Below are 22,535 nucleotides of genomic sequence, written 5' to 3' on the forward strand. Positions count from 1 at the left end.
GCGCGGAATAAAGACCGGCCCTGTGCGTTCTCCCATGTATATTCAGATGCATACAAACAGGAGGCGCATCATGAGTGAGACGAGCAACTGGCCCGGAATGCAGTTCGGTGTCATGACGGTGAGCGACATCACCCAGGACCCCACCACGGGCAAGACGCCGAGCGAGGCTCAGCGCATCAAGGACACCCTCACGATCGCCAAGCACACCGAGGAGGTGGGCCTCGACGTCTTCGCCCTCGGCGAGCACCACAATCCGCCGTTCTGGTCGTCGTCGCCCACGACGACGCTCGCGTACATCGCGGCCCAGACCGAGCGCCTGATCCTCACGACGTCGACGACCCTCATCACCACGAACGACCCGGTGAAGATCGCCGAGGACTTCGCGATGCTGCAGCACGTGTCGGGCGGTCGCGCCGACCTCATGCTCGGCCGCGGCAACACCGGCCCGGTCTACCCCTGGTTCGGCAAGGACATCCGTCAGGGCCTGCCGCTCACCATCGAGAACTACGACCTGCTGCACAAGCTGTGGCGCGAGGACGTCGTCGACTGGGAGGGGAAGTTCCGCACGCCCCTGCAGGGCTTCACCTCGACGCCGCGCCCCCTCGACGGTGTGCCCCCGTTCGTGTGGCACGGCTCGATCCGCACTCCCGAGATCGCCGAGCAGGCCGCGTATTACGGCAACGGATTCTTCGCGAACAACATCTTCTGGCCGAAGGAGCACTACCAGCGCCTCATCACGCTGTATCGCGAGCGCTTCGCGCACTACGGTCACGGCACGCCCCAGCAGGCGATCGTCGGCCTCGGCGGCCAGGTGTTCATGCGTGCGAACTCGCAGGACGCGGTGCGCGAATTCCGTCCGTACTTCGACAACGCGCCCGTCTACGGGCACGGCCCGAGCCTCGAGGACTTCAGCGAGATGACCCCGCTGACGGTCGGATCGCCGCAGCAGATCATCGACCGCTACGCCGCGATGCGCGAGACGTTCGGCGACTACCAGCGCCAGCTGTTCCTCATCGACCACGCGGGTCTTCCCACCAAGACCGTGCTGGAGCAGCTCGACATCCTCGGTTCCGAGGTCGTGCCGGTGCTGCGCAAGGAACTGCAGGTGAACCGTCCGGTCGAGGTGCCCGACGCCCCGACGCACGCGAACCAGGTCGAGAAGATCTATGCCGGTGCCGTTCCGCGGCAAGCCGTCCCCGGGGCGAACCGCGGCGACAACATGGTCGCGGGTAGCCCGTACCAGGACGCCGCCCCGCGCTCGGGCAGCGCCTTCGGTGCCGCCGCGACCAAGGTCGGTGCCTGACATGGCCGCCCGCCGTATCGCGGTCGTGACCGCGGGCCTGTCGACCCCGTCGTCCACGCGTATGCTCGGCGACCGGCTCGCCCACGCGGCTCTCGCCGAGTTGCGCGAGCGCGGGATCGACGCCACGAGCGACGTGTTCGAGCTGCGCGACTATGCGCACGACCTCACCGACAACCTGCTCACCGGTTTCGCGCCCGCGCCGCTGGAGCAGATGATCAACACGGTCGTCTCGGCCGACGGCATCATCGCGGTCACGCCGATCTTCTCGACGAGCTACTCGGGCCTGTTCAAGTCGTTCATCGACGTCCTCGACCCGCAGGCGCTCAGCGGAATCCCGGTGCTGATCGGCGCGAACGCCGGCACGGCTCGGCACTCGCTCGCGATCGACTACGCGATCCGCCCGCTCTTCACCTACCTTCACGCCAACCCCGTGCCGACCGGTGTGTTCGCGGCATCCAGCGACTGGGGCGCGAACGCCGACGAGGTCGCCCCGCTCGGTTCCCGCGTCGAGCGCGGCGCCCGGGAGTTCGCGGATGCCATCGCGGCCCGCGAGCCCGTGCGCGACGCCGATCCGTTCGATCCGTCGTCGTACCTCGGAGAGGGGCGTTCGTTCGGTCATCTGTTGGGTGGCCTGTCGGGGGAGTGATCCGCGACCGAAGCCCCGTCGCCCGTGTGGCGGCGGGGCTTCGTCGTGCGGGGGCCGCACCTCCGCGGCGGGTCGGTGCGGGGGATCCGTGGCGGTGGGGTGCCGGCATCCGCATCTGTCGGGTGCATCCGAACGTGTGGCGACGGGCCGTGCGGCGGGGCGTCCCCGCACAGACCTAGGGTGGGAACCGAGCAGAGGGAGTCGACATGGATGCCGCGCAGTGGGACGAGCGATACCGCGCCTCCGCCGGGGGAGTGTGGGCCACCCAGCCGCCCGCCGTCGTGCGGGAGATCGCGGCGACGCTCTCCCCGGGAACGGCCATCGACGTCGCCACCGGCGACGGACGCACCGCGCTGTGGCTCGCCGGACGCGGCTGGGCGTGCACGGGCATCGACTTCTCGAGCGCAGGTCTCGCGCTCGCCGCCGCGCGCCCCGGAGGCGACGCGGTCACCTGGACCACCGCGGACGTCCATGACTGGGAGCCTGCGGCGCCCGTCGATCTGGTCGTCTCGTGCTATCTGCACCTGCCCGATAGCGCGGCGGCCGTCGCGAGGATCGCCGACTGGGTGGCCCCCGGCGGGACCCTGGTCGTCCTCGGCCATGACGTCGAGAACATCGCCGCGGGAGGCCACGGCCCGACCGACCCGACGATCCTGTATACGCCCGAGCTGCTGCGGGGTGCGCTCGACGAGCGGTTCCGCATCGAGCGGTGCGAGCGGGTCACCCGCACCAGCGCGGACGCCGAGCTGCGTGACGGACACCCCACCGCGGCGGTCGACACGCTGTTGCACGCGGTGCGGGAGTGAATCGGTAGACGACATCGGGGGCGAGAAGAGGGGAGACCCTGTCGAAGTCGTGCGTGTTCGTCGCCGCGATGAGGTCCGCGAGGGCGCGGGCCGCGGGTGTCTGCTCTTTCATGTCACGCCTCCCGTGTCTGGCTGCCACCTCGGGTCCCGCCTCACAGCTCGATCTCCTGCACGCTCCGCAGCTCCCGTGCGGCGATCGGGCGCAGCCCGCGTCGGATGAACGTGTCGGCAGCGGCCAGGGCGCCGACGTCGATACGTGCCGCTGTCGCGATGTCGGCGATCGGCGCCTGGAACGTGCGGAACGCCCCGAGCGGCGGCACCGTCAGCCCCTGGCGCGTGTCGACGAGCGCGGTCTGATCGAGCACGAAACCGGCCGCGGCCAGCGTCTCGCCCTGCCGCCACGCCGCGATCTTCCAGAACCGCAGCGGCACCTGGATGCCGCGGTACGGCGGATCGTCGTCGTCGAGCACCGGTGCCGTGAACACCGCCAGCCGCTGATCGGTGGTCTCGGCGTAGGACAGGACGTGGTCTTCGAGCCCGAGCCACAGTTCTTTCGACTGGTTGAACCCGGCCGCTTGCGGCGCGGCGTTCGTGTAGAAGAACGTCGCCTCGGAGGCATCCCGAGCCTCGGCTGCGGAGCCCCAGCCGGGATCGCGGCGGCGCACCAGGTGACCGCGGTCGAGGTCGTTGCGGCTGTACACCTCGGGTCCGGCCTGCGCGTCGTCAGGCACGCGCGGGTCGAGACGCCAATCGCCCGTCCGCGGTTGCTCGCGCAGGGTCGCGCCGTCGATCACGACGCCGGTGACCGCCGCGAATCGGCGCCGTTCGTCGAGCAGCACCGAGAATCTCGGATAGTCGAGCCGCGTGGTCGCCGCGGCGGGCGCGGGAAGCAGCAGGGGGATGCCGAGGAAGTCCGGATCGTAGCCGTCGCTCATACCTCCATCGTGCCGGTGACATCCGACATCGCGACAGACTGGGGCGATGGAACAGCTCGTGAAGACCCGCGCCGACGCGCCCGCCGGATTCTTCGCCGCGGAAGCCGCGGGGCTGCGGTGGCTCGCGGCGGCCGGGGGAGCGCGTATCGCGCGGGTCATCGCCGTCGGCGACGACCGGATCGCCCTCGAGCGCATCGCGGAGGCCGCGCCGATGCGCGCGGCGGCGGCGGACTTCGGGGCGGCGCTCGCCGCGACCCACACGGCCGGGGCCGACGCCTTCGGCTCACCGCCGCCCGGATGGGAGGGGGACGTCTTCATCGGCCGGCGCCCGCAACCCGCGCGTCCCGAACCGACCTGGGGTGCGTTCTACGCGGCTCAACGCGTGGAGCCGTTCGTGCCCATCGCGGTCGCGGCGGGCAACCTGTCGGCATCCGGTGCCGAGGTCGTCCGACGGGCGTGCGCCCTGATCGCCGACGGCGCCTTCGACGACGACGAACCGCCCGCCCGCCTGCACGGCGACCTGTGGGCGGGCAACGTGCTCTGGGCTGCGGAGGGCGTCGTGCTGATCGACCCCGCGGCGCACGGCGGGCATCGCGAGACCGACCTCGCGATGCTGGAGCTGTTCGGGTGTCCGTTCCTCGACGACATCCTTGCCGCGTACGACACCGCACACCCCCTGCGGGAGGGATGGCGGGCCCGTGTGCCGCTCCATCAGCTGCACCCGCTCGCGGTGCACGCGGCGGGCCACGGCGCTTCGTACGGGCGGGCGCTCGTCCGTGCCGCGGAGCGGACGATCGCGTTGACGTGAGGCGCGCGAAGTCCTCGTATTGAGAAGCGTTATCAATATGATGGATGCCATGACGTCACCCGTCTTTCCCTTCACCGCCGTCGTCGGTCAGGACGGTCTGCGACACGCTCTCACGCTCTGCGCCGTCGATCCGGCAGTGGGAGGCGTGCTGGCGCTGGGCGACCGCGGAACGGGGAAGTCGACGACCGTGCGCGGGCTCGCTCAACTGCTCGCGCGGGAGGACCTCGACATGCCGGTCGTCGACCTGCCGCTCGGGGCGAGCGAAGACCGCGTGCTCGGATCGCTCGACATCGACCGGGCGCTCCGCGGTGAGATCGCCTATGCACCGGGCCTGCTCGCGGCGGCGCACGGCGGCATCCTGTACATCGACGAGGTCAATCTGCTCGACGACTACCTCGTCGACCTGCTGCTCGACGTCGCCGCCTCGGGGGTGAACACCGTCGAGCGCGACGGCATCAGTCACACGCACCCCGCGCGGTTCGTGCTCGTGGGCAGCGGCAATCCCGAGGAGGGCGAGCTGCGCCCCCAGCTGGAGGACCGCTTCGGACTGTCGACGCCGGTCGCGACGATCCGCGACGTCGAGCAGCGGTGGGAGATCGTGCGCCGACGCTTGGCGTTCGAGCGCGATCCGCGCGGGTTCCTCGCGGAGTGGGCCGAGCGGGAGGAACGTCTCGCCGCGCGGATCCGCCTCGCTCGTGACCGGTGCGCCGACGTCGACCTCGAAGACGACCTGCTCGAGGCCGCCGTCCGCCTCTGCGTCGACGCGGGAGCGGTGGGGCACCGCGCGGAACTCGTCCTCGTGCGGGCCGCCCGGGCGGCCGCGGCGCTCGCGGGACGCCCCGCGGTCACCGTCCACGACCTCGCCGCCGTGGCGGTTCCCGCTCTGCAGCACCGCACTCCCCGCACCGCCCTCGAGCCGGTATCGGCCGCCGCCGCCCGCGTGCGGGTCGCCGCGACCGCGGTGCTGGGGCGGCGCGTTGCCTGAGACGCGCATCGCTTCCCCCGATCGCTCCGTCGCCGCGACCGGCTCGCGCGCCGATGGTGGGGTGGCAGAGCTCCGCGCGGAGATCGCGGGAGACATCCCCCTCGCGCCCGCTGCTCACGCGGTGATCGAGGCGTGGCGCTCCGGTGCTCCGTTCGGTCTCGCACTGACGGGTGACCCCCAGCGCGCCGAGGAGGTCTTCCGCTCTCTGCGTCCGCAGGCCACCCGGGTCGTTCGGCGAGCGGATGCGGACGCGCCGTCCCCGGAGACCGCCCGGGTCCTCGCGCTGTGCCTCGAGGGGGCGACGCTGCCCCCCACCGTGCGCCGCCTCTGCACCGCCGTCGTCGACGTGGGCGGACGAGTGGCACCGGGGCGGAGGCCGGCGGGCGAGGACGAAGCGGGGCTGTGGCGTCGTGTGATCAGGGTGCTGGCGGCGCACGGTGTGCGCGACGGAGCGATCGACGTCGCGGCCTGCGTCCTGGCATCCACCCTCGTCGCGGAGGGATGGAAAGGCGACCCCGTCACCCTCGTGCGCGCGATGGTCGCCGTCCCCCATGGGCGGGCGATGTGGCCGAACGGCGACAGCGACGGCGGAGGGGCGGACGGCGCGTCGGATGAGGAGCCGGACGGGACGGTTGCCGGTGACCCGTCCGGTGCGTCGACGGCGGCCTCGGAAGGGGATGCCGCCGACGACGGCGAGGGAGAGACGGGGCCGGGAGGGAGCAGAGGCGAGGAGCAGCCCGCGGATGCGCGTGAAACCGCCGCGCCCGAGGCCGGCGACGGCGAAGAAGACGCGTCGGCGGACCCGGATCCCGCGACCGACGAGGCCGCGGAGGAAGTTCCCGACGCCTCCGCTGAGGACGGCGGCGAGGCGCTCCACGAGGCGGGCGACCCGCGTGCCCCGACGTCCGAAGCCGCGCCCGCCACCGCGTCGGCCGACGGGGCGCCCGAAGCCGGTGTGGTGACCCACGATCCCGACGAGAACCCCTTCGCGCGTGCCGTCGCGCTCGCCGACCCCACTTTGAGCGACACCGTGGTGCGAGCGACGGTGCGGGCGGGGCGGAGCGCCCGTCGCGGTGCGACGCGGGCGGGCGGCGGTCGGGGCCGGCCCGGTCGCGTCGTCGCCCTGGAGAGGGCGGGCGGGCGCATCGCGATCCTCCCCACGCTGCAACGTGCTCTGCGCCGGCACGCGACGACCGGCGCGACGGGCGAGCTCGCCCTCGATCGCGACGACCTACGCGGGCGTCTGCGGAACGAGCCCACGGCATCGCACACGGTGATCGTGGTCGACGGCTCGTCGTCGATGGGAACGGCCGGAGCCGCGCACGCGCGCCGCGTCGCGGACGCTGCCCTCGCGCACGTGTACCGGGACCGGGGCGACGTGAGCATCGTGCTCGCGGCCGGGTCGTTCTCGCGTGTGGTGCAGCAACGGACCGCCCGGACATCCCGCGCCCGCGCGGCTCTCGAGCGCGCGAGCGCCGAGGGCGGGGGAGGCACACCCCTCGCGGATGCCGTGAGGTGCGCTCTGGAGCAGTTCGGGGACGCACCGCGCGAGCGCTGCCGTCTCGTGATCGTGAGCGATGGTCACGCGACGGTCGACCTCGTCGGACGCGCAGACCCGTCGACCGCGACGGCCGATCTTCGCGCCGAGCTCGATCGCGCGACGGCGCGCGCCGCGCGCACCGTGTTCGTACCGCTCGATCCCCGCGGGTGGGCACCGCTGGAACGCACGCTCGCCCCGTTCCGCGCCGCGGGAGTCACGGTCTCTCCGGGCTGAACGACGAGGGGCCCGGGCCGAGGCATCCCGGCCTCGCATCCGCGCCCACCGGCGCGGCCGTCACGCCTCGACGCTCGACCGGCGTCGCGCCCGCCGCGCCAGCACGAGATCGATGCCCACGCCGATCCCGACCGCGACGACGATCGACACGACGACCGCGACCACCGGTCCGCCCGGCACGACCGCGGCTACGACCGCACCGATCACTGCCTGGTACGCCGCCCACGCCAGAGCCGCCAGCGCCGCGACGCCGAGGTAGCGCACCGGATTCACCCGCGCGGCCCCCGCCGCGAGATTGACGGCGAGCCGAGCGAAGGGCACGAACCGCGCCGTGAACAGCACGACGGCGGCGTTGCGCTCGAGGCGCGCCCGGGCCCACTCGAGCGCCGCGCGCACGCGGGGTCCGCGCATCCACGCCCAGCGTTCGACGCCGACGATGCGCCCCACCAGATAGCAACAGGCGTCTCCCGCGAAAGCGGCGAGCCCCGCGACCACGATGACTCCGGCCAACGGCGGCGTCCCGTGCGACACCGCCAACGCACCGAACGCCGTCACCGCGGCCTCTCCCGGCACGACGACCAGGAACGCGTCGGCGAACACGAGCGCCGCCATGCCGAGCAGGGCCCAGGGGCTCGCCGCGATCGCCTGCAGCCAGGCGTCGACTCCGTCCATTCCGTCACTCTCCGCCGCCGATCGAGACGCCCCGCCGACGCGGCGGTGACCCCCAGGAGAGCATCCGGTGAACATCGCGAACGTCGGGCTCCCCGAGCTCCCGTGATGCCGATGCGCACCCCACCCTGGTCACGTGAGAGTCGCGCTGCTGGCCGAATCCTTCCTCCCGCACATGAACGGGGTCACCGGTTCCGTCCTCCATGTCCTGCGCCATCTGGCCGAGGCGGGACACGAGACGCTCGTGATCGCCCCCAAGTCCGGCGACGTCACCGCCGACCTGCACGGAGCCCGCACCGAGCTGCTGCGCTCCGTGCCGCTGCCGTCGTACCCCGAGGTGCGTGTCGTGTTCGCCCGCGCCGCACGCCTGGGCGCGCTGCTGCGCGATTTCGATCCCGACGTCGTGCACCTGGCATCGCCCTTCGTCCTCGGCTGGCAGGGGCTGGCCGCCGCCGACGCGCTCAAGATCCCCTCGGTCGCGGTGTACCAGACCGATGTCGTCGCCTATTCGCAGAAGTACGGCCTTCCGCACGCCACAGCCCTGGTCGCGGGGCACGTCTCGCGCCTGCACCGCCGCGCGACCCTCACGCTCGCCCCCTCGTCGGCCTCGACCCGGCAGCTCGAGGAGCTCGGGGTCGACCGCATCCGCCGGTGGGGCAGGGGAGTGGATGCCGTGCGTTTCGCCCCCGAGCACCGCGACGACGCGTGGCGCGCGCGGATCGCCCCGAACGGCGAACGCATCATCGGCTACGTGGGCCGCCTCGCCCCCGAGAAGCAGGTCGACGACCTGCGCACCCTCGCCGATCTGCCCGGTACGCGCCTGGTGATCGTGGGTGACGGACCGTCGCGTCCCGCTTTGGAGAAGGCGATCCCGGATGCCGTGTTCACCGGCCACCTGGGCGGTTCGCAGCTCGCATCGACCCTTGCGGGCTTCGATGTGTTCGTCCATCCGGGGGAGAGCGAGACGTTCGGCCAGACCATTCAGGAGGCGCTTGCGAGCGGTGTCCCGGTCGTCGCCACCGGGGTCGGCGGACCGCTGGATCTCGTGCGTTCGAGCGTGGACGGGTGGTTGTACAGACCCGGCGACCTCGGCGATCTGCGGACGCGCGTGGCGGACCTCGTGGGAGACGAGGCGAAGCGTCGAGCCTTCGCGCGCGCGGCGCGCGGTTCGGTGGAGGGTCGGACGTGGTCGGCGCTGACCGGGGCGCTGATCGAGCACTACCACGACGCGGTGGCCCTCCGTCGCGTCGACGACAGTCTGCTGCGGCGCACGAGCCCGCGACCGGCGGGCACCGCGACTTCCCGGACCCGGGGGCAGTGGACGCGCTTCGTGGCGCTGGGCGACTCGCTCACGGAGGGGCTGTGCGACGCGTCGCGCATGCCGTCGGGCCAGTTCCGCGGGTGGGCCGACCGCCTCGCCGAGCTGCTCGCGGGCACGACGGATCAGGGGCCGTTCCGCTACGCGAACCTCGCCGTGCGAAGCCGGCGGGTGCGGCATCTGATCGATGAGCAGATCCCGGCCGCGCTCGAGTTGAAGCCCGATCTCGTGTCGATCCTCATCGGGGCGAACGATCTCGTCGGTCCCGCCCCCGTGCTGCCGGCGCTGGTGTCCGAGGTCGAGTCGGCGGTGCGGGCGCTTCGTCGCGGCGGCGCGGACGTGCTGCTGGTCACGACGTTCCTTCCGCAGCGGCCCGCGGCCCGCATCTTCGCTCGGCGCTTCGCGGCGTACAACGTGCACCTGCGCCGCATCGCCGCGGAGCAGGGAGCGGTCCTGCTCGACCTCGAGGCCGTGGGCGAGATCGGTGAGGCGCCGATGTGGGCCGACGACCTGGTGCACCTCAGCTCCGCCGGACACCGCCTGGTCGCCTACCGGGCCGCGGAGGCGCTGGGCGTACCGGATGCGCGAGCGCTGCTCGGCCTCGACGAGGCTCTGCACGCCGACGACGCCGAGCGACCGAGCGGGACCTGGCTCACGCGCGACGCCCTGCCGTGGCTGTGGCGACGCGTGCGCGGGCGCACCGCCGGAGACGGGGTCGTCGCCAAGCACACCGGTTACGTCGAGCTGCCGACCCGCGGTGACCGGCTGCGCGCCGACGCGGTCTGAGTCTCGAGTGCGCCTCAGTACCAGCCGGTGCGTTGGGAGTGATCCCACGCCCCGCACGGGGAGCCGTATCGCGAGCTGATGTACGACAGGCCCCAGGAGATCTGGGTGTTCGCGTTCGTGCGCCAGTCGAGGCCGAAAGCGGCCATCTTGTCGCCGGGGAGCGCCTGGGGGATGCCGTAGGCGCCGCTGCCGCTGTTGTAGGCGTCGACCCGCCAGCTCGACTCGCGGTTCCACAGCGAGACGAGGCACGAGAACTGGTCGTCGCCCCAGCCGTACCGACCGATCGCGCCGCGGGCCGCGGAGCGGGCTTCGCCCGGGCTCATGACAGGGCCCGCCGGGGCGGTCGATCCGCCGGACCCGCTGCCCGCGCCGGAGCCGCCACCGGAGGTCGAGCCGCCCGATCCGCTGCCCGAATCCGAACCGTTGCCGGGTCCGCCCGACCCGCCTCCGACCGACGCCCCGCCGCCCGCGCCCGTAGCGGGTCCGCCCGCCGACCCGCCGGGCTGCTGCGCGTCGCGTTGCACCTTCTCCTGCTCGCGCGCCGCGCGTTCCTGAGCGGCGGTGGTCGCCCGCAGTGCCGCGAGCTGGGCGTACAGATCATCGAGACGCGCCTGCGCCGCCCGCACGGTCTCGGTCTCGGCGTCGGCGTCGCTCTGCGCCGTCGCGGCGGTGGCCCGTGCGTCGTCGGCGAGGCGCGCGGCTTCGTCGCGTGCCTGCTCGGCTTGTTCGCGCAAGGAGGTGGCGACGTCGGCCGCGCTGCGGGCCCGGCCCGCGGTGCGTGCCGTGATCTCGGACACACGATCCAGGATGCCGAGCCGCTCGAGCAGCGAATCGGGATCGGCGTCCGTCAGGAGCTGCGCCACGAGGGGTCCGCCGCCCACGGTGCGGTACAACCGTGCGGCACTGGCTCCCGCGGCGGCGGCGCTGGAGGTCTCCGCGGCATCGGCCGCGGCGCTCTGCACGGTCAGCTCCGCCGCGCGCGCCGCGGTCCGTTCCGCCTGGAGGCGTGTCTGCTCGGCGACGGCCGACGCATCGAGGGCACGGTGTGACGCGGCTGCGGCATCGGCCTCCGCGGCATCCAATTCCTGCTTCACCTGGGCCACGGCGCTGTCGTCGACGACGGCGAGGGCACCGCCGGTGCGGACGTCCGCCGAGGCGGGAGAGGGCACGAGGGCCGCGCCGGCGACGACGCACGCGAGAAGCGTGTGACTCATGCGACGAATGAGGCCCATGAGGTCACGCTAGAGCACGATCCCGTGTGCTGCCCACCCCCGAACGGTGGTCGCTGATAGGGTGAGGAAGGATGCCGCCTTGGCATCGGCTCAACTACATATGAGCTCACGGAGCAGGCCGGCAGACGCTGGTCCCCTGTGGTGGACTCCCCGTCGGATCGCCGGGTGGTCGTCTACTGGTGGCCAGTCGCCGGGAATTGCGGGCCGACTCGTCGGCGCGCCCTTTCTGCCTGTTCCTGCTCCTTCGCATGTCAGCTCGTCGCCCACACGGGGCGGCGAGCCTAAACAAAGAAGGAGGGACCTCTTGGAAGGTCCAGAAATCACCGCCGCTGAAGCCGTTCTCGACAACGGCCGTTTCGGCACCCGCACCGTCCGGTTCGAGACCGGACGCCTCGCTCAGCAGGCTCAGGGCGCTGTCGCCGCGTACCTCGACGAGGAGACCATGCTCCTGTCGGCCACCAGCGCCGGCAAGCACCCGCGTGAAGGATTCGACTTCTTCCCGCTGACCGTCGACGTCGAAGAGCGCTCCTACGCCGCCGGCAAGATCCCCGGCTCGTTCTTCCGCCGCGAGGGTCGCCCCTCCACCGAGGCCATCCTCGTGTGCCGCCTCATCGACCGCCCGCTGCGCCCGTCGTTCGTCGATGGCCTCCGCAACGAGGTTCAGATCGTCGTCACCGTCCTGTCGATCGCGCCCGGCGAGTTCTACGACGCTCTCGCGATCAACGCCGCGTCGCTGTCGACCCAGATCTCGGGTCTGCCGTTCTCGGGTCCCATCGCCGGTGTGCGCCTCGCGCTCATCCCCGGTCAGGGTGAGAACGCCGACCAGTGGGTCGCCTTCCCGACCGTCACGCAGCTCGAAGACGCCGTCTTCGACCTCATCGTCGCGGGCCGCGTGCTCGACGACGGCGACGTCGCCATCATGATGGTGGAGGCCGAAGCCACCGAGGGCAGCTGGAACATGATCAAGGGCGGCGCCACCAAGCCGAACGAGCAGGTCGTGGCCGAGGGCCTCGAGGCAGCCAAGCCCTTCCTTCGTCAGCTGGTCGACGCGCAGAACGAGGTCGCGCGTACCGCGGCCAAGGAGATCCAGTCGTTCCCCGTCTTCCCGGCCTACAGCCAGGAGACCTACGACTTCGTCGCCGGTCGCGCGTACGACCGTCTGGTGCCCGTGTACCAGATCGCCGACAAGCAGGAGCGTCAGAACGCCGATGACGAGGTCAAGACCTCGGTCAAGGAGCAGCTCGTCGCCGCCGTCGAGTCGGGCGAGCTGCCCGCCGTCGCGACCCTCGAGTTCAACGCGGCCTACAAGTCGGTCACCAAGACGATCGTCCGCGGTCGCATCCTGGCCGAGGGCGTCCGCATGGACGGCCGCGGACTCGCCGACATCCGCCCGCTCGACGCCGAGGTGCAGGTCATCCCGCGCGTGCACGGTTCGGCGATCTTCCAGCGCGGAGAGACCCAGATCCTGGGCGTCACCACGCTGAACATGCTCAAGATGGAGCAGCAGATCGATTCGCTGTCGCCCATCACGAGCAAGCGCTACCTGCACCACTACAACTTCCCGCCGTACTCGACCGGTGAGACCGGTCGCGTGGGTTCGCCGAAGCGTCGCGAGATCGGTCACGGCTTCCTGGCCGAGCGCGCGCTCGTTCCGGTGCTCCCCAGCCGCGAGGAGTTCCCCTACGCGATCCGTCAGGTGTCCGAGGCCCTCGGCTCCAACGGTTCGACGTCGATGGGCTCGGTCTGCGCCTCGACGCTGTCGCTGCTGAACGCGGGTGTGCCCCTTCGCGCCCCCGTCGCCGGTATCGCCATGGGCCTGGTCACCGACGAGGTCGACGGACAGACGCGCTACGCCGCGCTGACCGACATCCTCGGCGCCGAAGACGCCCTCGGCGACATGGACTTCAAGGTCGCCGGCACGAGCGAGTTCATCACCGCGATCCAGCTCGACACCAAGCTCGACGGCATCCCGTCGTCGGTGCTCGCTGCCGCCCTGACCCAGGCCAAGGAGGCTCGTCTGACGATCCTCAACGTCCTGAATTCGGCGATCGACGCGCCCGACGAGATGGCGCCCACCGCGCCCCGCGTCATCAGCGTCCAGATCCCCGTCGACAAGATCGGCGAACTCATCGGACCCAAGGGCAAGACGATCAACTCCATCCAGGACGAGACCGGCGCCCAGATCTCGATCGAGGACGACGGCACCGTGTACATCGGCGCGACCGACGGCCCCTCGGCCGAGGCCGCCCGTGCCCAGGTGAACGCGATCGCCAACCCGACCAACCCCGAGGTGGGCGAGCAGTTCCTCGGAACCGTCGTCAAGATCGCCACCTTCGGCGCGTTCGTGTCGCTGCTTCCCGGTAAGGACGGCCTGCTGCACGTCAGCGAGGTCCGCAAGCTCGCGGGTGGCAAGCGCGTCGAGAACGTCGAAGACGTGCTGTCGGTCGGTCGGAAGATCCTCGTGCGCATCACGAAGATCGACGACCGCGGCAAGCTGTCGCTCGAGCCCGTGCTCGACGAAGACGCCACCACGCCCGAGCCGGCGGACACGCAGAGCTCGGCCGCCGCGAGCGAGGGCCCCGAGGCTCCCGCCGAAGGCTGATCGTCTCGTCATCGGATGCCCGTCCCGCTTCGCGGGGCGGGCATCCGTCGTTCGGGGGTGTGGCGCAGGGACGGCCGCTGCGGAAGCGTTACGCAATGTTTATCGCCACGGCGGGGCAATGGGCTGGCCGGTCCCGGGGAGGGCCTAGCCTCGTAGTACGTCGGGGGGCGTGGTGATACGGGGGCATCCGTACCGTCATCCGGCATCGCGGGGAGAGGACCTCACCATGAGCGGCTCGGGCGTCGATGAGACGGCCTCACCGCGCCTGCGCCGGAATCGCGCCCCCCACCCGTCATCGCCGATCACCCTGCAGGGCCCCGGTCTCGGCTCCCACGTGCGCGTCCCTCTCGGAGAGACGGGCTTCGAGGTTTTTCCGCTCTTCCTCGGCGGGGGAGAGTTCGGCTGGAACGTCGACGCGCGTTCGAGCCACGAGATCCTCGATGCCTACGCCGAGCTCGGCGGCAATGCGCTGCACACGGCGGACAGCTATGCCGCGGGTCGCAGCGAGTTCATCATCGGCGAATGGCTTCGCACCCGCCGCATGCGCGACGACGCCGTGCTGACGGTCCGTATCGGCGGTCACCCCGACAACCCCGGGCTCGATTCCGTCAACCTCGTCCGCGCCGTCGAGGCCTCGCTCACGCGTCTGGGTACCGATCGCATCGACGTGCTCTCGCTCGATGCCGCCCGGGGCGACCGGGCCCTTCTCGAGGACACCTTGGCCACCAGCGAATGGCTCGTGGACTCGGGAAAGGTCCGCGCCATCGGCGCGCACGGCTACACGGCCGCGCAGCTCGTCGAGGCCCGGATCCTGTCTTCGGCCGGATACCCGCGCATCACGGTGCTCGACGTACCCTACAACGTGCTGCGCCGCTCCGAGTTCGAGGGCGACGTGCGTCTCATCGCCTCGGCGCAGAACATGGCCGTGACCCCCTCGCACCCGCTCGCGCACGGCTTCCTCGCCGGAGAGACGCGCACCCGCGGCCAATCCTCCCAATCGGTGCGCGGCACGCAGGTCGCGGCGCATCTCAACCGCCGTGGTTCGCGCGTGCTCCGCGCCCTCGATGCGGTGGGCGACGAACTCGGACTCCCGGATGCCGCCGTGGCGGTGGCCTGGCTGCTCGCGCAGAAGATCGTGACGGCTCCGATCGTCAACGCCTTCGCACCCCGCCACGTCGTGGAGTGCATGCGCGCCGTGGGTGTGCGCCTGAGCCGCGCGCACCTGTCGGATATCGCCCGAGCCGCAGAGTGACCGGCCCCCTTTTCGGGGTGTGACGTAGGCTTGTCGGTGAGGGCCGGGGGACGGCAGATCGACGACGGAGTGAGCTGACGTGACGCACTACATCTACCTGGTGCGCCATGGCGAGCACCAGGATGCCGAACACGGCCTCACCGACGGACCCCTCTCTCCGCGCGGGCAGCGCCAGGCCGCTCTGCTGGCCGACCGCCTCTCCGGGCTCCCGCTCGACGCTGTATGGCACTCGCCTCTGGAACGCGCGGCGCAGACCGCCCGCGCGGTCGCCGACCGTCTTCCCGCGATCACACCCGAGTCCTCGGCGCTGCTGTTCGATTGCATCCCCACCGGGATGACGCCCGAGACGCCGGCGGTGTTCGAGCCCTTCTTCGGATCGGTGACCGAGGCCGAGATCGATGCGGGTCGCGCCCAGATGGCCGACGCCACCGCCGAGTTCCTCGCGCGCAAGGCGGGCGAGGTGCACGAGCTCGTCATCACGCACAACTTCGTGATCTCGTGGTTCGTCCGCGAGGTGCTGCAAGCCCCCGATTGGCGGTGGATGACGATCAATCAGGCCTACTGCGGTCTGACCGTCATCGCGCAGAAGAAGGGGCGGCCCTGGACGCTGCTGTCCCATAACGACCTGGCTCACCTGCCGGTGGAGTTGCGCACCGGTCTTGTCGACCCCCTTCCCGTCTGAGCTCGTCGCGGCACGTCTGTGGATAAGGCCGCAGCGCCGGGTGGTCGCGCCTAGGCTGGGGGCATGACGACGCGCGTGGCCATTGTGGGCGGAACCGGAAAGCTCGGCGGAGTGATCCGCGCGGTCGTCGAGGCCGAAGAAGGCTACGAGGTCGCGGCCGTCCTCACCTCGGCCTCCCCGCTCAGCGAGATCGACGGCGCCGACCTCGTCATCGACGCGACCACGCCCGCCGTGTCGATCGACGTGGTCCGAGCGGCCGTCGAGCGTGGCATCAACGTGCTGGTCGGCACGTCTGGCTGGTCGAACGAGCGCATCGCGCTGGTTCGTTCCCTGGTAGATGCCAGCGGCACGGGCGCCGTCTTCATCCCCAACTTCTCTCTCGGTTCGGTGATCGGCAGCGCCCTCGCGGCCGCGGCGGCGCCGTTCTTCCCGTCGATCGAGATCGTCGAAGCGCACCGCGAGTCCAAGATCGACTCCCCGAGCGGTACCGCCGTGCGCACGGCGGAGCTCATCGCGGCGGCGCGGACCGACGTCGGACCCGTCGAATCACCGCACGTCGACCAGCGGGCCCGCGGCCAACGCGTCGCGTCCGTCCCCATCCACTCCCTGCGCCGCCCGGGCGTCGTCGCTCGACAGGAGACGATTCTGTCGGGAGCGGGGGAATCGCTCACCCTCGTCCACGACACGATCGAGCCGGCGAAGGCGTACGCCCCCGGCATCCGGATCGCCCTGGCCGCCGCGCGCGAGGCCCGCGGGGTGCACGTGGGTCTCGACAGCTTCATCGACATCGGCGTGCGCACCCGCCCCCTCCCGGCCGGGGCCCCCATCGCCGACGGCGACGTGTCGGGCCAGGTGGCGGGCGTCACCAGCGCATGAGAGTGCGGATCGCGGTAGCCGTCATGACGGTGCTGCTGCTGATGTACGTGGCACTCGCCGGCCAGCGGGCCATCGTCCTGCTCTCGAGCGGTGAGACCGTCGGTGTCGTGATGGGGGTCGCGCTCCTCGTTCTGCCGGCCCTCGCGATCTGGGCGATCGGCCGTGAGCTGTGGTTCGGCGTCCGCGCCCAGCAGTTGGGGGAGCGTTTGGATGCCGAGGGCGGCCTCCCCGAGGAAGACCTCCCCGTGCGCCCGAGTGGACGCATCGAGCGCGAGGACGGCGATGCTCTGTTCCCGCGGTACCGCGCTGACGTCGAGGAGCACCCCGGCGACTGGCGCGCCCGATACCGGCTCGGACTCGCGTACGACGCGGCGGGAGATCGTCGCCGCGCGCGCGACGCCATCCGCACGGCGATCCGTCTCGAGACGGCAGCGCGCCGCACGGCCTGATCGGACGCGGCGCCTTGGCCCTCGGCATCCGGCCCCGCTTGGGACTCGGAACGGACGCACCCGGGCGCGCACGTCGCCGTCCGCTCGGAGTCGGGAGCCGGTGGGGCAGCCGATTGTGCGCCGGCCGCCCCGTCGTGGTCAGGCCGCGTCGTGAGCGGGAACTGCCGAGGCGACGGCCTCCTCGACCGTGCGGTGCGTGAAGGCGAATCCGCTGTCCTCCAGGACCGCGGGGCGCACGTCGGCGTCCGACGTGAGCAGGGCTTCCGTTGCATCGGATCCCAGGGCGAGCTTCACGCCCCAGATCGGCGCGCGCACGAGGTACGGACGGTTCATCCGGCGAGCGAGGGCGAACCCGAGATCGTTGGCCGTCGCCCGCACGGGTCCGGTGAGGTTGACCGGTCCCGCCAGGTCGGAATCGATGACGTGGCGGATGGCCCGCACCTCGTCGTCGAGCGAGATCCACGGCCATACCTGGGTGCCGCGCCCGATCGGACCCGAGATGCCGAGCTTGGTCAGCAGCAGCAGGGGCTTGAGCACACCCTGCTCGTGTACGACGGGCGCCGTGCGCAGCATCGCGACGCGGGCCGAGTCGCCCGCGGCGCGGGCAGCATCCTCCCAGTCGACGCAGATGTCGGCGAGAAGGCCGGAGCCGCGCTTCGAGGTCTCGGTCAGCACGGCTCCCGGCTGCGAGCCGTAGAAGCCGGTGGCGCTGGCGTTCACGAGTGCGGGGGCATCGTCGCCGAGTGAGCGGACGGCCGCCGCCAGCGTGCGGGTCGGCATGATCCGTGACCACAGGAGCGTGCTCTTGTACGAAGGGGTCCAGGGGAAGTGGCCGATGGACGCGCCGTTCAAGCACACCACCGCGTCGGCTCCGGCGATGACGTCGGGGTCGAGCGGCCTGGCATCCTGCAGCCACTGCACCTCGTGCGCAACGGTCGGCTCGTGACGCACGAGCGAGGTGACCTCGACACCGTCACCGCGCAGTGAGTCGAGCAGCGCCGAACCGATGAGGCCCGACGCGCCGGCAAGGACGACGCGTCGGGCAGAAGTCTCAGGCAAGCGTGGCCTCGAGGGTGATGTCGATGCCGGTGAGCGCCTGCGAGACCGGGCAGTTGGCCTTCGCGTCGGCGGCGATCTTCTGGAACGTCTCGTCGTCGAGCCCCGGGACGACGGCGTTGACGTTCAGGTGACTCCCGGTGATGCCGGTGCCGGGCTTGAAAGTGATCGACGCGGTGGCGTCGACCGACTCGGGCGGGGTGCCGTTCTCGGCCAACGCGTTCGACAGTGCCATGCTGAAGCACGACGAGTGGGCGCCCGCGAGCAGCTCTTCGGGCGTGGTGACCGAGCCCGACCCTTCGCTGCGCGCTTTCCAGTTCACGTCGAACGTGCCGATGCCCGACGAGGTGAACGTGACCTCGCCCGATCCCTCGAACAGGCTGCCTTTCCAGGCGGTGGTGGCTTCGCTCGTGACGGCCATGGGGAACCTCCGTTGTCTCGGCGCGGTCAGGGGTGACCGCGACGCGGCCAGCCTAACCAGAGCGTCCGACACCGGGCGGGTCTTGACAGCGCCCTGCTCGGAGACGCTCAGGCGGCGGCGGGACCGCGTCGTCCGACGAGCCCCGCGCGTTGCAGGACGAGGTAGAGCTGGCATCCGAGGCACAGGCCGAAGGCGGCGTTCAGGAACGCGGCCACGAACGCCATCGCCGCAGCGATCGGCAGCGCCCACGGCACCCCCGCGAGGTGCAGGAGCAGGCCCACGGCCGTGACGAACAGCCCCACGCCCTGCGCGAAGCGAGGCGGGCGAGGGTCTTCGAACTCGGTCGGAGGCGCGAGACGGGGCTGCACGATACGGCGGTACAGGGCGCCCCAGGGGGCGGAGCGGGGCCAGGCGACGCCCCAGACGAAGAGCAGGGCGACGATCAGCAGGAGGAGGAAGCCGGGGTCGGAGACACGCTCGGTGAAAGACGCGGCGGGCAGGGCCCACATGTCGGGGGACACGGCAACGCCGCCTGCGGCGGGAAAACCGACGGCCCCGCGCCGTGTCGAGATTCCGACCAGGGCGAGCACCGTCGCCACGAGGAGCAGGACGGCGGTGATGGATGCCGCGAAGCGCGGGCCGCGGGCGTCGATGCGCGAGGGTTCAGGCATGGGAGGACTCCTTCTGCAGGCGGGTCAGTTCGCTCTCGACCGCGTCGCGTTCGATCGTCCCGCTGAAACGGGTGCGCACGACCCCGCGTCGGTCGAGGACGAGGGTGGTGGGGGTCTGCAGCACACGGAAGTGCTGGGCGAGATCGGGGCGGTGGGTCAGGTCGACGTCGACGTAGACGACGCCTCGATGGGCGTCGGCGGCCTGCGTCAAGATGCGACGCACCCCGGGGCACCGCGAACAGATCTCGGTGCTGAACTGCACCAGGGTCGCTTCGGTGCCCAGCCGCTCCGCGCCCACGAGGCCCGGATCGACCGCCTCCGCCGAGGCGACCGTCCGTGCTCGACCCTGTCGGCGGCGGAACACGACACCGGCGATCGTCGTCAGCACGACGAGCGCGCCGACCGCGAGAAGAGCGAAGGTCAGGTCCACGACCGTCAACGCTAACGCGCGGGCGCGCGAGCAGGGCCGATGAGTCCTCCCATGACGGGCGCTCCTCCCCAGGGGTGCACCGTCTCCCGAGCCGGCCGACGAAACCCCGACGAAACCCCGACGAGAGCTCGTCGCGGGTATCGTGAGGGCCGTGACCGCCGACATCCCGACGCCCTACGAAGACCTGCTCCGCGACGTTCTCGAGACGGGCGTGCACAAGTCCGATCGCACCGGCACGGGCACCACGAGCGTGTTCGGGCGTCAGATCCGCTTCGACCTCGCCGAGGGCTTCCCGCTGATCACGACCAAACGCGTGCACCTGAAGTCGATCGTGTACGAGCTGCTGTGGTTCCTGCGCGGCGAATCCAACGTCTCGTGGCTGAAAGACAACGGCGTCACCATCTGGGACGAGTGGGCCGACGCCGACGGCGAACTCGGACCCGTCTACGGTGTGCAGTGGCGCTCCTGGCCCACCGCCGACGGCGGCACGATCGACCAGATCGCGCAGGTCGTCGAGCAGATCCGCCGTGACCCCGACTCGCGCCGTCTGATCGTGTCCGCGTGGAACCCCGCCGACATCCCCGACATGGCCCTCGCCCCGTGCCACGCACTGTTCCAGTTCTACGTCGCCGACGGAAAGCTGTCGTGTCAGCTCTTCCAGCGCAGCGCCGACATGTTCCTCGGGGTGCCCTTCAACATCGCCTCGTACGCGCTGCTGACGCTCATGGTCGCGCAGCAGACGGGCCTCGAGCCCGGCGAGTTCGTGTGGACCGGCGGTGACTGCCATGTCTACGACAACCACCGCGAACAGGTGCGAGAGCAGCTGACGCGTGAGCCGTACCCGGCCCCGACGCTGCGGTTCGCCCGGAAGCCGGAGTCGATCTTCGACTACCGCTACGACGACATCGTGATCGAGGACTACCAGCACCACCCCGCCATCCGCGGAGCCGTCGCGGTATGACCACCGTCGGGCTCGTGTGGGCGCAGGCGCACGGCGGCGTGATCGGTGCCGACGGAGGGATGCCGTGGCACGTCCCCGAAGATCTCGCGCACTTCCGCGCGGTGACCGGGGTATCCGACGTGGTCATGGGCCGGCGCACGTGGGAGTCGCTCCCGCCGCGGTTCCGCCCCCTTCCGGGGCGTCGGAACCTCGTCGTCACCCGCTCGGACGGGTGGGCGGAGGAGGGCGCCGAGCGAGCGTCCTCGCTCGACGATGCGCTCGCCCGGGCGCACGGCGACGCCATCTGGGTGATGGGCGGAGGCCGGCTCTACGCGGAAGCGATCCATCGCGCCGATGTTCTCGAACTCACGCGTCTCGACGTCGAGGTCGACGGCGACACGTTCGCTCCCTCGATCGACGGGTGGACGCTCGAGACCGCCGACCCCGCCGAGGGCTGGCACACCTCGGCGAGCGGCATCCGCTACCGCTTCGAGACCTACCGGCGAGCGGGCGCCTGACGTGGCCGTCGCGCTCGTCACGGGGGCCAGCTCGGGCTTGGGCGCCGAGTTCGCACGTCAGCTCGCCGCCCGCGGTGCCGACCTCGTGCTGGTCGCTCGCGACGGCGCGGCCCTGGAACGGGTGGCGGGGGACATCCGAGCGCGCTCGGGCGTCGACGTCCACGTGCTCGCCGCCGATCTCCTCGACGACGGCGCGCTCGCCGCGGTCGAGAAACGCCTCGCCGCGGGCGTCGACGTGCTCGTCAACAACGCGGGATTCGGGCTCGACCTCGCCTTCGAAGAGAACGATGTCGCCGTCGAGGTGCGGCACCTGCGCCTGCACGTCGAAGCCGCGATGAGACTCATGCACGCCGCGCTGCCCGCGATGCTCGAGCGGGGGAGCGGTCGCATCGTGAACGTGGCCTCGGTGGCCGGGTTCGTGCCGCGCGGAACCTACGGCGCGGTGAAAGGTTGGCTCATCTCGTTCAGCCGCTGGGCCAACGTCGTCTACCGGCCTCGCGGTGTCACCGTCACCGCGGTGTGCCCCGGCTTCGTCCACACCAGTTTCCATGAACGGCTCGGCCTGCCCCCGGGTCACGAGGGTGTTCCCGCGGGCATGTGGCTCGATGCCGACAAGGTCGTCCGCGAAGGTCTCCGCGACGCCGCGCGCGGCCGCTCGGTCTCGGTGCCGTCGTGGCGGTACACAGCGCTCGTCGCGGCCTCGCGTCTGCTGCCCGATGCGGTCGTGGTGCGTGCCGCCTCGCGCGGGCGCTGACGCGTCCTGGGCGGAGAGTCAGCGGAAGCGCCCGAGGCGGATACCCGCCAGAGCGAGCGCGCCGATCGTCTCGCCGTCCGACACCTCTCCGCTCGCGACGAGTTCGAGCGCCTCGGCGAACGGAATCCACCGCACGGCGTCTATGCCCTCCTCGCGCTGTGAGACCGCGGCATCCGTCATCGTCAGCCCGCGCGCGAGAAACACGTACTCCGGGGCATCGGCGATGCCGTTCAGGGCGTTCATCCGGCCGAGGGAACTCCAGTCCGACGCCGTGACCCCGGTCTCCTCGAGCAGCTCGCGCTTCGCGGCGTGGAGCGGGTCCTCTCCGTCGGAACCGCCCGCGGGGACCTCCAGCGAGCGGCCGGTCGTGTACCGCTCGAGCTCGACGAAGCACACGCGTTCTCGCTCGTCGAGAGCCACCACGAACACCGCGGGGTGCTGCATCCGCACGACGCCGTAGATGCCGTCGCCGTGGGGACCGGTCACCTCGTCTTCGCGCACGTGGATCCAGCGGTTCTCGTAGACGGTGCGCGTCGAGCGGGTCGTCCAGGCCATGACGCCCACCCTAGGACGTCACCGCCGTCACGCATTGTTCACCCGCGCCGTGGAAGACGCCGAGGGC

General features: G+C 71.4%; 23 protein-coding genes. 15 read left to right on the forward strand and 8 right to left on the reverse strand.

Translation table 11 applies throughout. The annotated features are described in order from the left end of the window. The first annotated feature begins 70 nt into the window (after window positions 1-70). The 3 genes from MTE01_RS02865 to MTE01_RS02875 all read left to right on the forward strand — a co-directional run bounded on the left by MTE01_RS02865 (window position 71) and on the right by MTE01_RS02875 (window position 2,755). Window positions 71-1,303, forward strand: coding sequence for an LLM class flavin-dependent oxidoreductase (locus MTE01_RS02865; RefSeq protein ID WP_103210374.1), 1,233 nt, complete (start codon window positions 71-73; stop codon window positions 1,301-1,303). Between the two features lies 1 nt (window position 1,304). Then, on the forward strand, window positions 1,305-1,949 hold the full coding sequence (locus MTE01_RS02870; RefSeq protein ID WP_141375598.1) for a CE1759 family FMN reductase: 645 nt from the start codon (window positions 1,305-1,307) through the stop codon (window positions 1,947-1,949). Window positions 1,950-2,155: 206 nt separating this feature from the next. Then, window positions 2,156-2,755 carry a class I SAM-dependent methyltransferase gene (locus tag MTE01_RS02875; RefSeq protein ID WP_141375600.1) on the forward strand — a complete coding sequence of 200 codons (600 nt, stop codon included), beginning with the start codon at window positions 2,156-2,158 and terminating at the stop codon, window positions 2,753-2,755. Window positions 2,756-2,907: 152 nt separating this feature from the next. On the opposite strand, the gene MTE01_RS02880 is transcribed toward MTE01_RS02875, so the two are convergent. Then, window positions 2,908-3,690 carry a DNA/RNA non-specific endonuclease gene (locus MTE01_RS02880; RefSeq protein ID WP_141375602.1) on the reverse strand — a complete coding sequence of 261 codons (783 nt, stop codon included), beginning with the start codon at window positions 3,688-3,690 and terminating at the stop codon, window positions 2,908-2,910. A gap of 46 nt (window positions 3,691-3,736) precedes the next feature. Here MTE01_RS02880 and MTE01_RS02885 point away from each other — a divergent pair, with 46 nt between their 5' ends. From MTE01_RS02885 to MTE01_RS02895, 3 genes are all read left to right on the forward strand, one after another. Next, on the forward strand, window positions 3,737-4,498 hold the full coding sequence (locus tag MTE01_RS02885; RefSeq protein ID WP_141375604.1) for a fructosamine kinase family protein: 762 nt from the start codon (window positions 3,737-3,739) through the stop codon (window positions 4,496-4,498). Between the two features lie 49 nt (window positions 4,499-4,547). Then, the gene (locus MTE01_RS02890; protein ID WP_116238868.1) at window positions 4,548-5,483 is read left to right on the forward strand and encodes a magnesium chelatase ATPase subunit I; all 936 of its coding nucleotides are present in this window, start codon (window positions 4,548-4,550) and stop codon (window positions 5,481-5,483) included. Window positions 5,484-5,544: 61 nt separating this feature from the next. After that, entirely contained in the window at window positions 5,545-7,257 is a 1,713-nt protein-coding gene (locus tag MTE01_RS02895; RefSeq protein WP_141375606.1) for a VWA domain-containing protein, read from the forward strand. 60 nt (window positions 7,258-7,317) lie between these two features. Here the strand turns inward: MTE01_RS02895 and MTE01_RS02900 are convergent, their stop codons facing one another. Then, window positions 7,318-7,929 (reverse strand): DedA family protein, encoded by a 612-nt coding sequence (locus MTE01_RS02900; RefSeq protein ID WP_103210387.1) that lies wholly within the window; start codon window positions 7,927-7,929, stop codon window positions 7,318-7,320. A 133-nt stretch (window positions 7,930-8,062) separates the two neighbouring features. Between MTE01_RS02900 and MTE01_RS02905 the strand changes: the two genes are divergently transcribed. Beyond that, window positions 8,063-10,030: a GDSL-type esterase/lipase family protein gene (locus tag MTE01_RS02905; protein WP_103210389.1), complete on the forward strand. Its 1,968-nt coding sequence runs from the start codon at window positions 8,063-8,065 to the stop codon at window positions 10,028-10,030. 14 nt (window positions 10,031-10,044) lie between these two features. Here MTE01_RS02905 and MTE01_RS17205 read toward each other — a convergent pair whose 3' ends face one another. Then, window positions 10,045-11,262, reverse strand: a complete 1,218-nt coding sequence (locus tag MTE01_RS17205) for an aggregation-promoting factor C-terminal-like domain-containing protein (protein WP_218026314.1) — start codon at window positions 11,260-11,262, stop codon at window positions 10,045-10,047. Window positions 11,263-11,566: 304 nt separating this feature from the next. Here MTE01_RS17205 and MTE01_RS02915 point away from each other — a divergent pair, with 304 nt between their 5' ends. The 5 genes from MTE01_RS02915 to MTE01_RS02935 all read left to right on the forward strand — a co-directional run bounded on the left by MTE01_RS02915 (window position 11,567) and on the right by MTE01_RS02935 (window position 17,123). Beyond that, the gene (locus MTE01_RS02915; protein ID WP_103210392.1) at window positions 11,567-13,864 is read left to right on the forward strand and encodes a polyribonucleotide nucleotidyltransferase; all 2,298 of its coding nucleotides are present in this window, start codon (window positions 11,567-11,569) and stop codon (window positions 13,862-13,864) included. A gap of 226 nt (window positions 13,865-14,090) precedes the next feature. Next, the gene (locus tag MTE01_RS02920) at window positions 14,091-15,116 is read left to right on the forward strand and encodes an aldo/keto reductase (RefSeq protein ID WP_141375608.1); all 1,026 of its coding nucleotides are present in this window, start codon (window positions 14,091-14,093) and stop codon (window positions 15,114-15,116) included. Between the two features lie 79 nt (window positions 15,117-15,195). Beyond that, the gene (locus MTE01_RS02925; protein ID WP_103210396.1) at window positions 15,196-15,798 is read left to right on the forward strand and encodes a histidine phosphatase family protein; all 603 of its coding nucleotides are present in this window, start codon (window positions 15,196-15,198) and stop codon (window positions 15,796-15,798) included. A gap of 63 nt (window positions 15,799-15,861) precedes the next feature. After that, entirely contained in the window at window positions 15,862-16,674 is an 813-nt protein-coding gene (dapB, locus tag MTE01_RS02930) for a 4-hydroxy-tetrahydrodipicolinate reductase (protein WP_103210399.1), read from the forward strand. Next, the gene (locus MTE01_RS02935) at window positions 16,671-17,123 is read left to right on the forward strand and encodes a hypothetical protein (RefSeq protein ID WP_116238394.1); all 453 of its coding nucleotides are present in this window, start codon (window positions 16,671-16,673) and stop codon (window positions 17,121-17,123) included. The genes dapB and MTE01_RS02935 overlap by 4 nt, the downstream gene beginning before the upstream one ends. A gap of 138 nt (window positions 17,124-17,261) precedes the next feature. Here the strand turns inward: MTE01_RS02935 and MTE01_RS02940 are convergent, their stop codons facing one another. The 4 genes from MTE01_RS02940 to MTE01_RS02955 all read right to left on the reverse strand — a co-directional run bounded on the left by MTE01_RS02940 (window position 17,262) and on the right by MTE01_RS02955 (window position 19,701). Beyond that, entirely contained in the window at window positions 17,262-18,182 is a 921-nt protein-coding gene (locus MTE01_RS02940; RefSeq protein WP_141375610.1) for a TIGR01777 family oxidoreductase, read from the reverse strand. After that, window positions 18,175-18,600, reverse strand: coding sequence for an OsmC family peroxiredoxin (locus MTE01_RS02945; protein WP_103210405.1), 426 nt, complete (start codon window positions 18,598-18,600; stop codon window positions 18,175-18,177). The genes MTE01_RS02940 and MTE01_RS02945 overlap by 8 nt, the downstream gene beginning before the upstream one ends. A 107-nt stretch (window positions 18,601-18,707) precedes the next feature. Then, window positions 18,708-19,271 (reverse strand): DUF4395 domain-containing protein, encoded by a 564-nt coding sequence (locus MTE01_RS02950; protein WP_141375612.1) that lies wholly within the window; start codon window positions 19,269-19,271, stop codon window positions 18,708-18,710. Further along, complete coding sequence (locus tag MTE01_RS02955) at window positions 19,264-19,701, reverse strand: TlpA family protein disulfide reductase (RefSeq protein ID WP_103210854.1); 438 nt, start codon at window positions 19,699-19,701, stop codon at window positions 19,264-19,266. The genes MTE01_RS02950 and MTE01_RS02955 overlap by 8 nt, the downstream gene beginning before the upstream one ends. Before the next feature lie 151 nt (window positions 19,702-19,852). Here MTE01_RS02955 and MTE01_RS02960 point away from each other — a divergent pair, with 151 nt between their 5' ends. Genes MTE01_RS02960 through MTE01_RS02970 form a run of 3 tightly spaced genes read left to right on the forward strand, consistent with a single transcriptional unit; the run spans window position 19,853 to window position 21,913 of the window. Then, on the forward strand, window positions 19,853-20,662 hold the full coding sequence (locus MTE01_RS02960) for a thymidylate synthase (RefSeq protein WP_141375614.1): 810 nt from the start codon (window positions 19,853-19,855) through the stop codon (window positions 20,660-20,662). After that, the gene (locus MTE01_RS02965) at window positions 20,659-21,159 is read left to right on the forward strand and encodes a dihydrofolate reductase (protein ID WP_103210411.1); all 501 of its coding nucleotides are present in this window, start codon (window positions 20,659-20,661) and stop codon (window positions 21,157-21,159) included. Before MTE01_RS02960 ends, MTE01_RS02965 begins: the two co-directional genes overlap by 4 nt. Before the next feature lies 1 nt (window position 21,160). After that, window positions 21,161-21,913, forward strand: a complete 753-nt coding sequence (locus MTE01_RS02970) for an SDR family NAD(P)-dependent oxidoreductase (RefSeq protein WP_116238388.1) — start codon at window positions 21,161-21,163, stop codon at window positions 21,911-21,913. Between the two features lie 18 nt (window positions 21,914-21,931). Here MTE01_RS02970 and MTE01_RS02975 read toward each other — a convergent pair whose 3' ends face one another. Beyond that, window positions 21,932-22,468: an NUDIX domain-containing protein gene (locus MTE01_RS02975; protein WP_141375616.1), complete on the reverse strand. Its 537-nt coding sequence runs from the start codon at window positions 22,466-22,468 to the stop codon at window positions 21,932-21,934. Window positions 22,469-22,535 lie beyond the last annotated feature (67 nt).

The organism is Microbacterium testaceum, from assembly GCF_006539145.1.
Lineage (GTDB): Bacteria > Actinomycetota > Actinomycetes > Actinomycetales > Microbacteriaceae > Microbacterium > Microbacterium testaceum.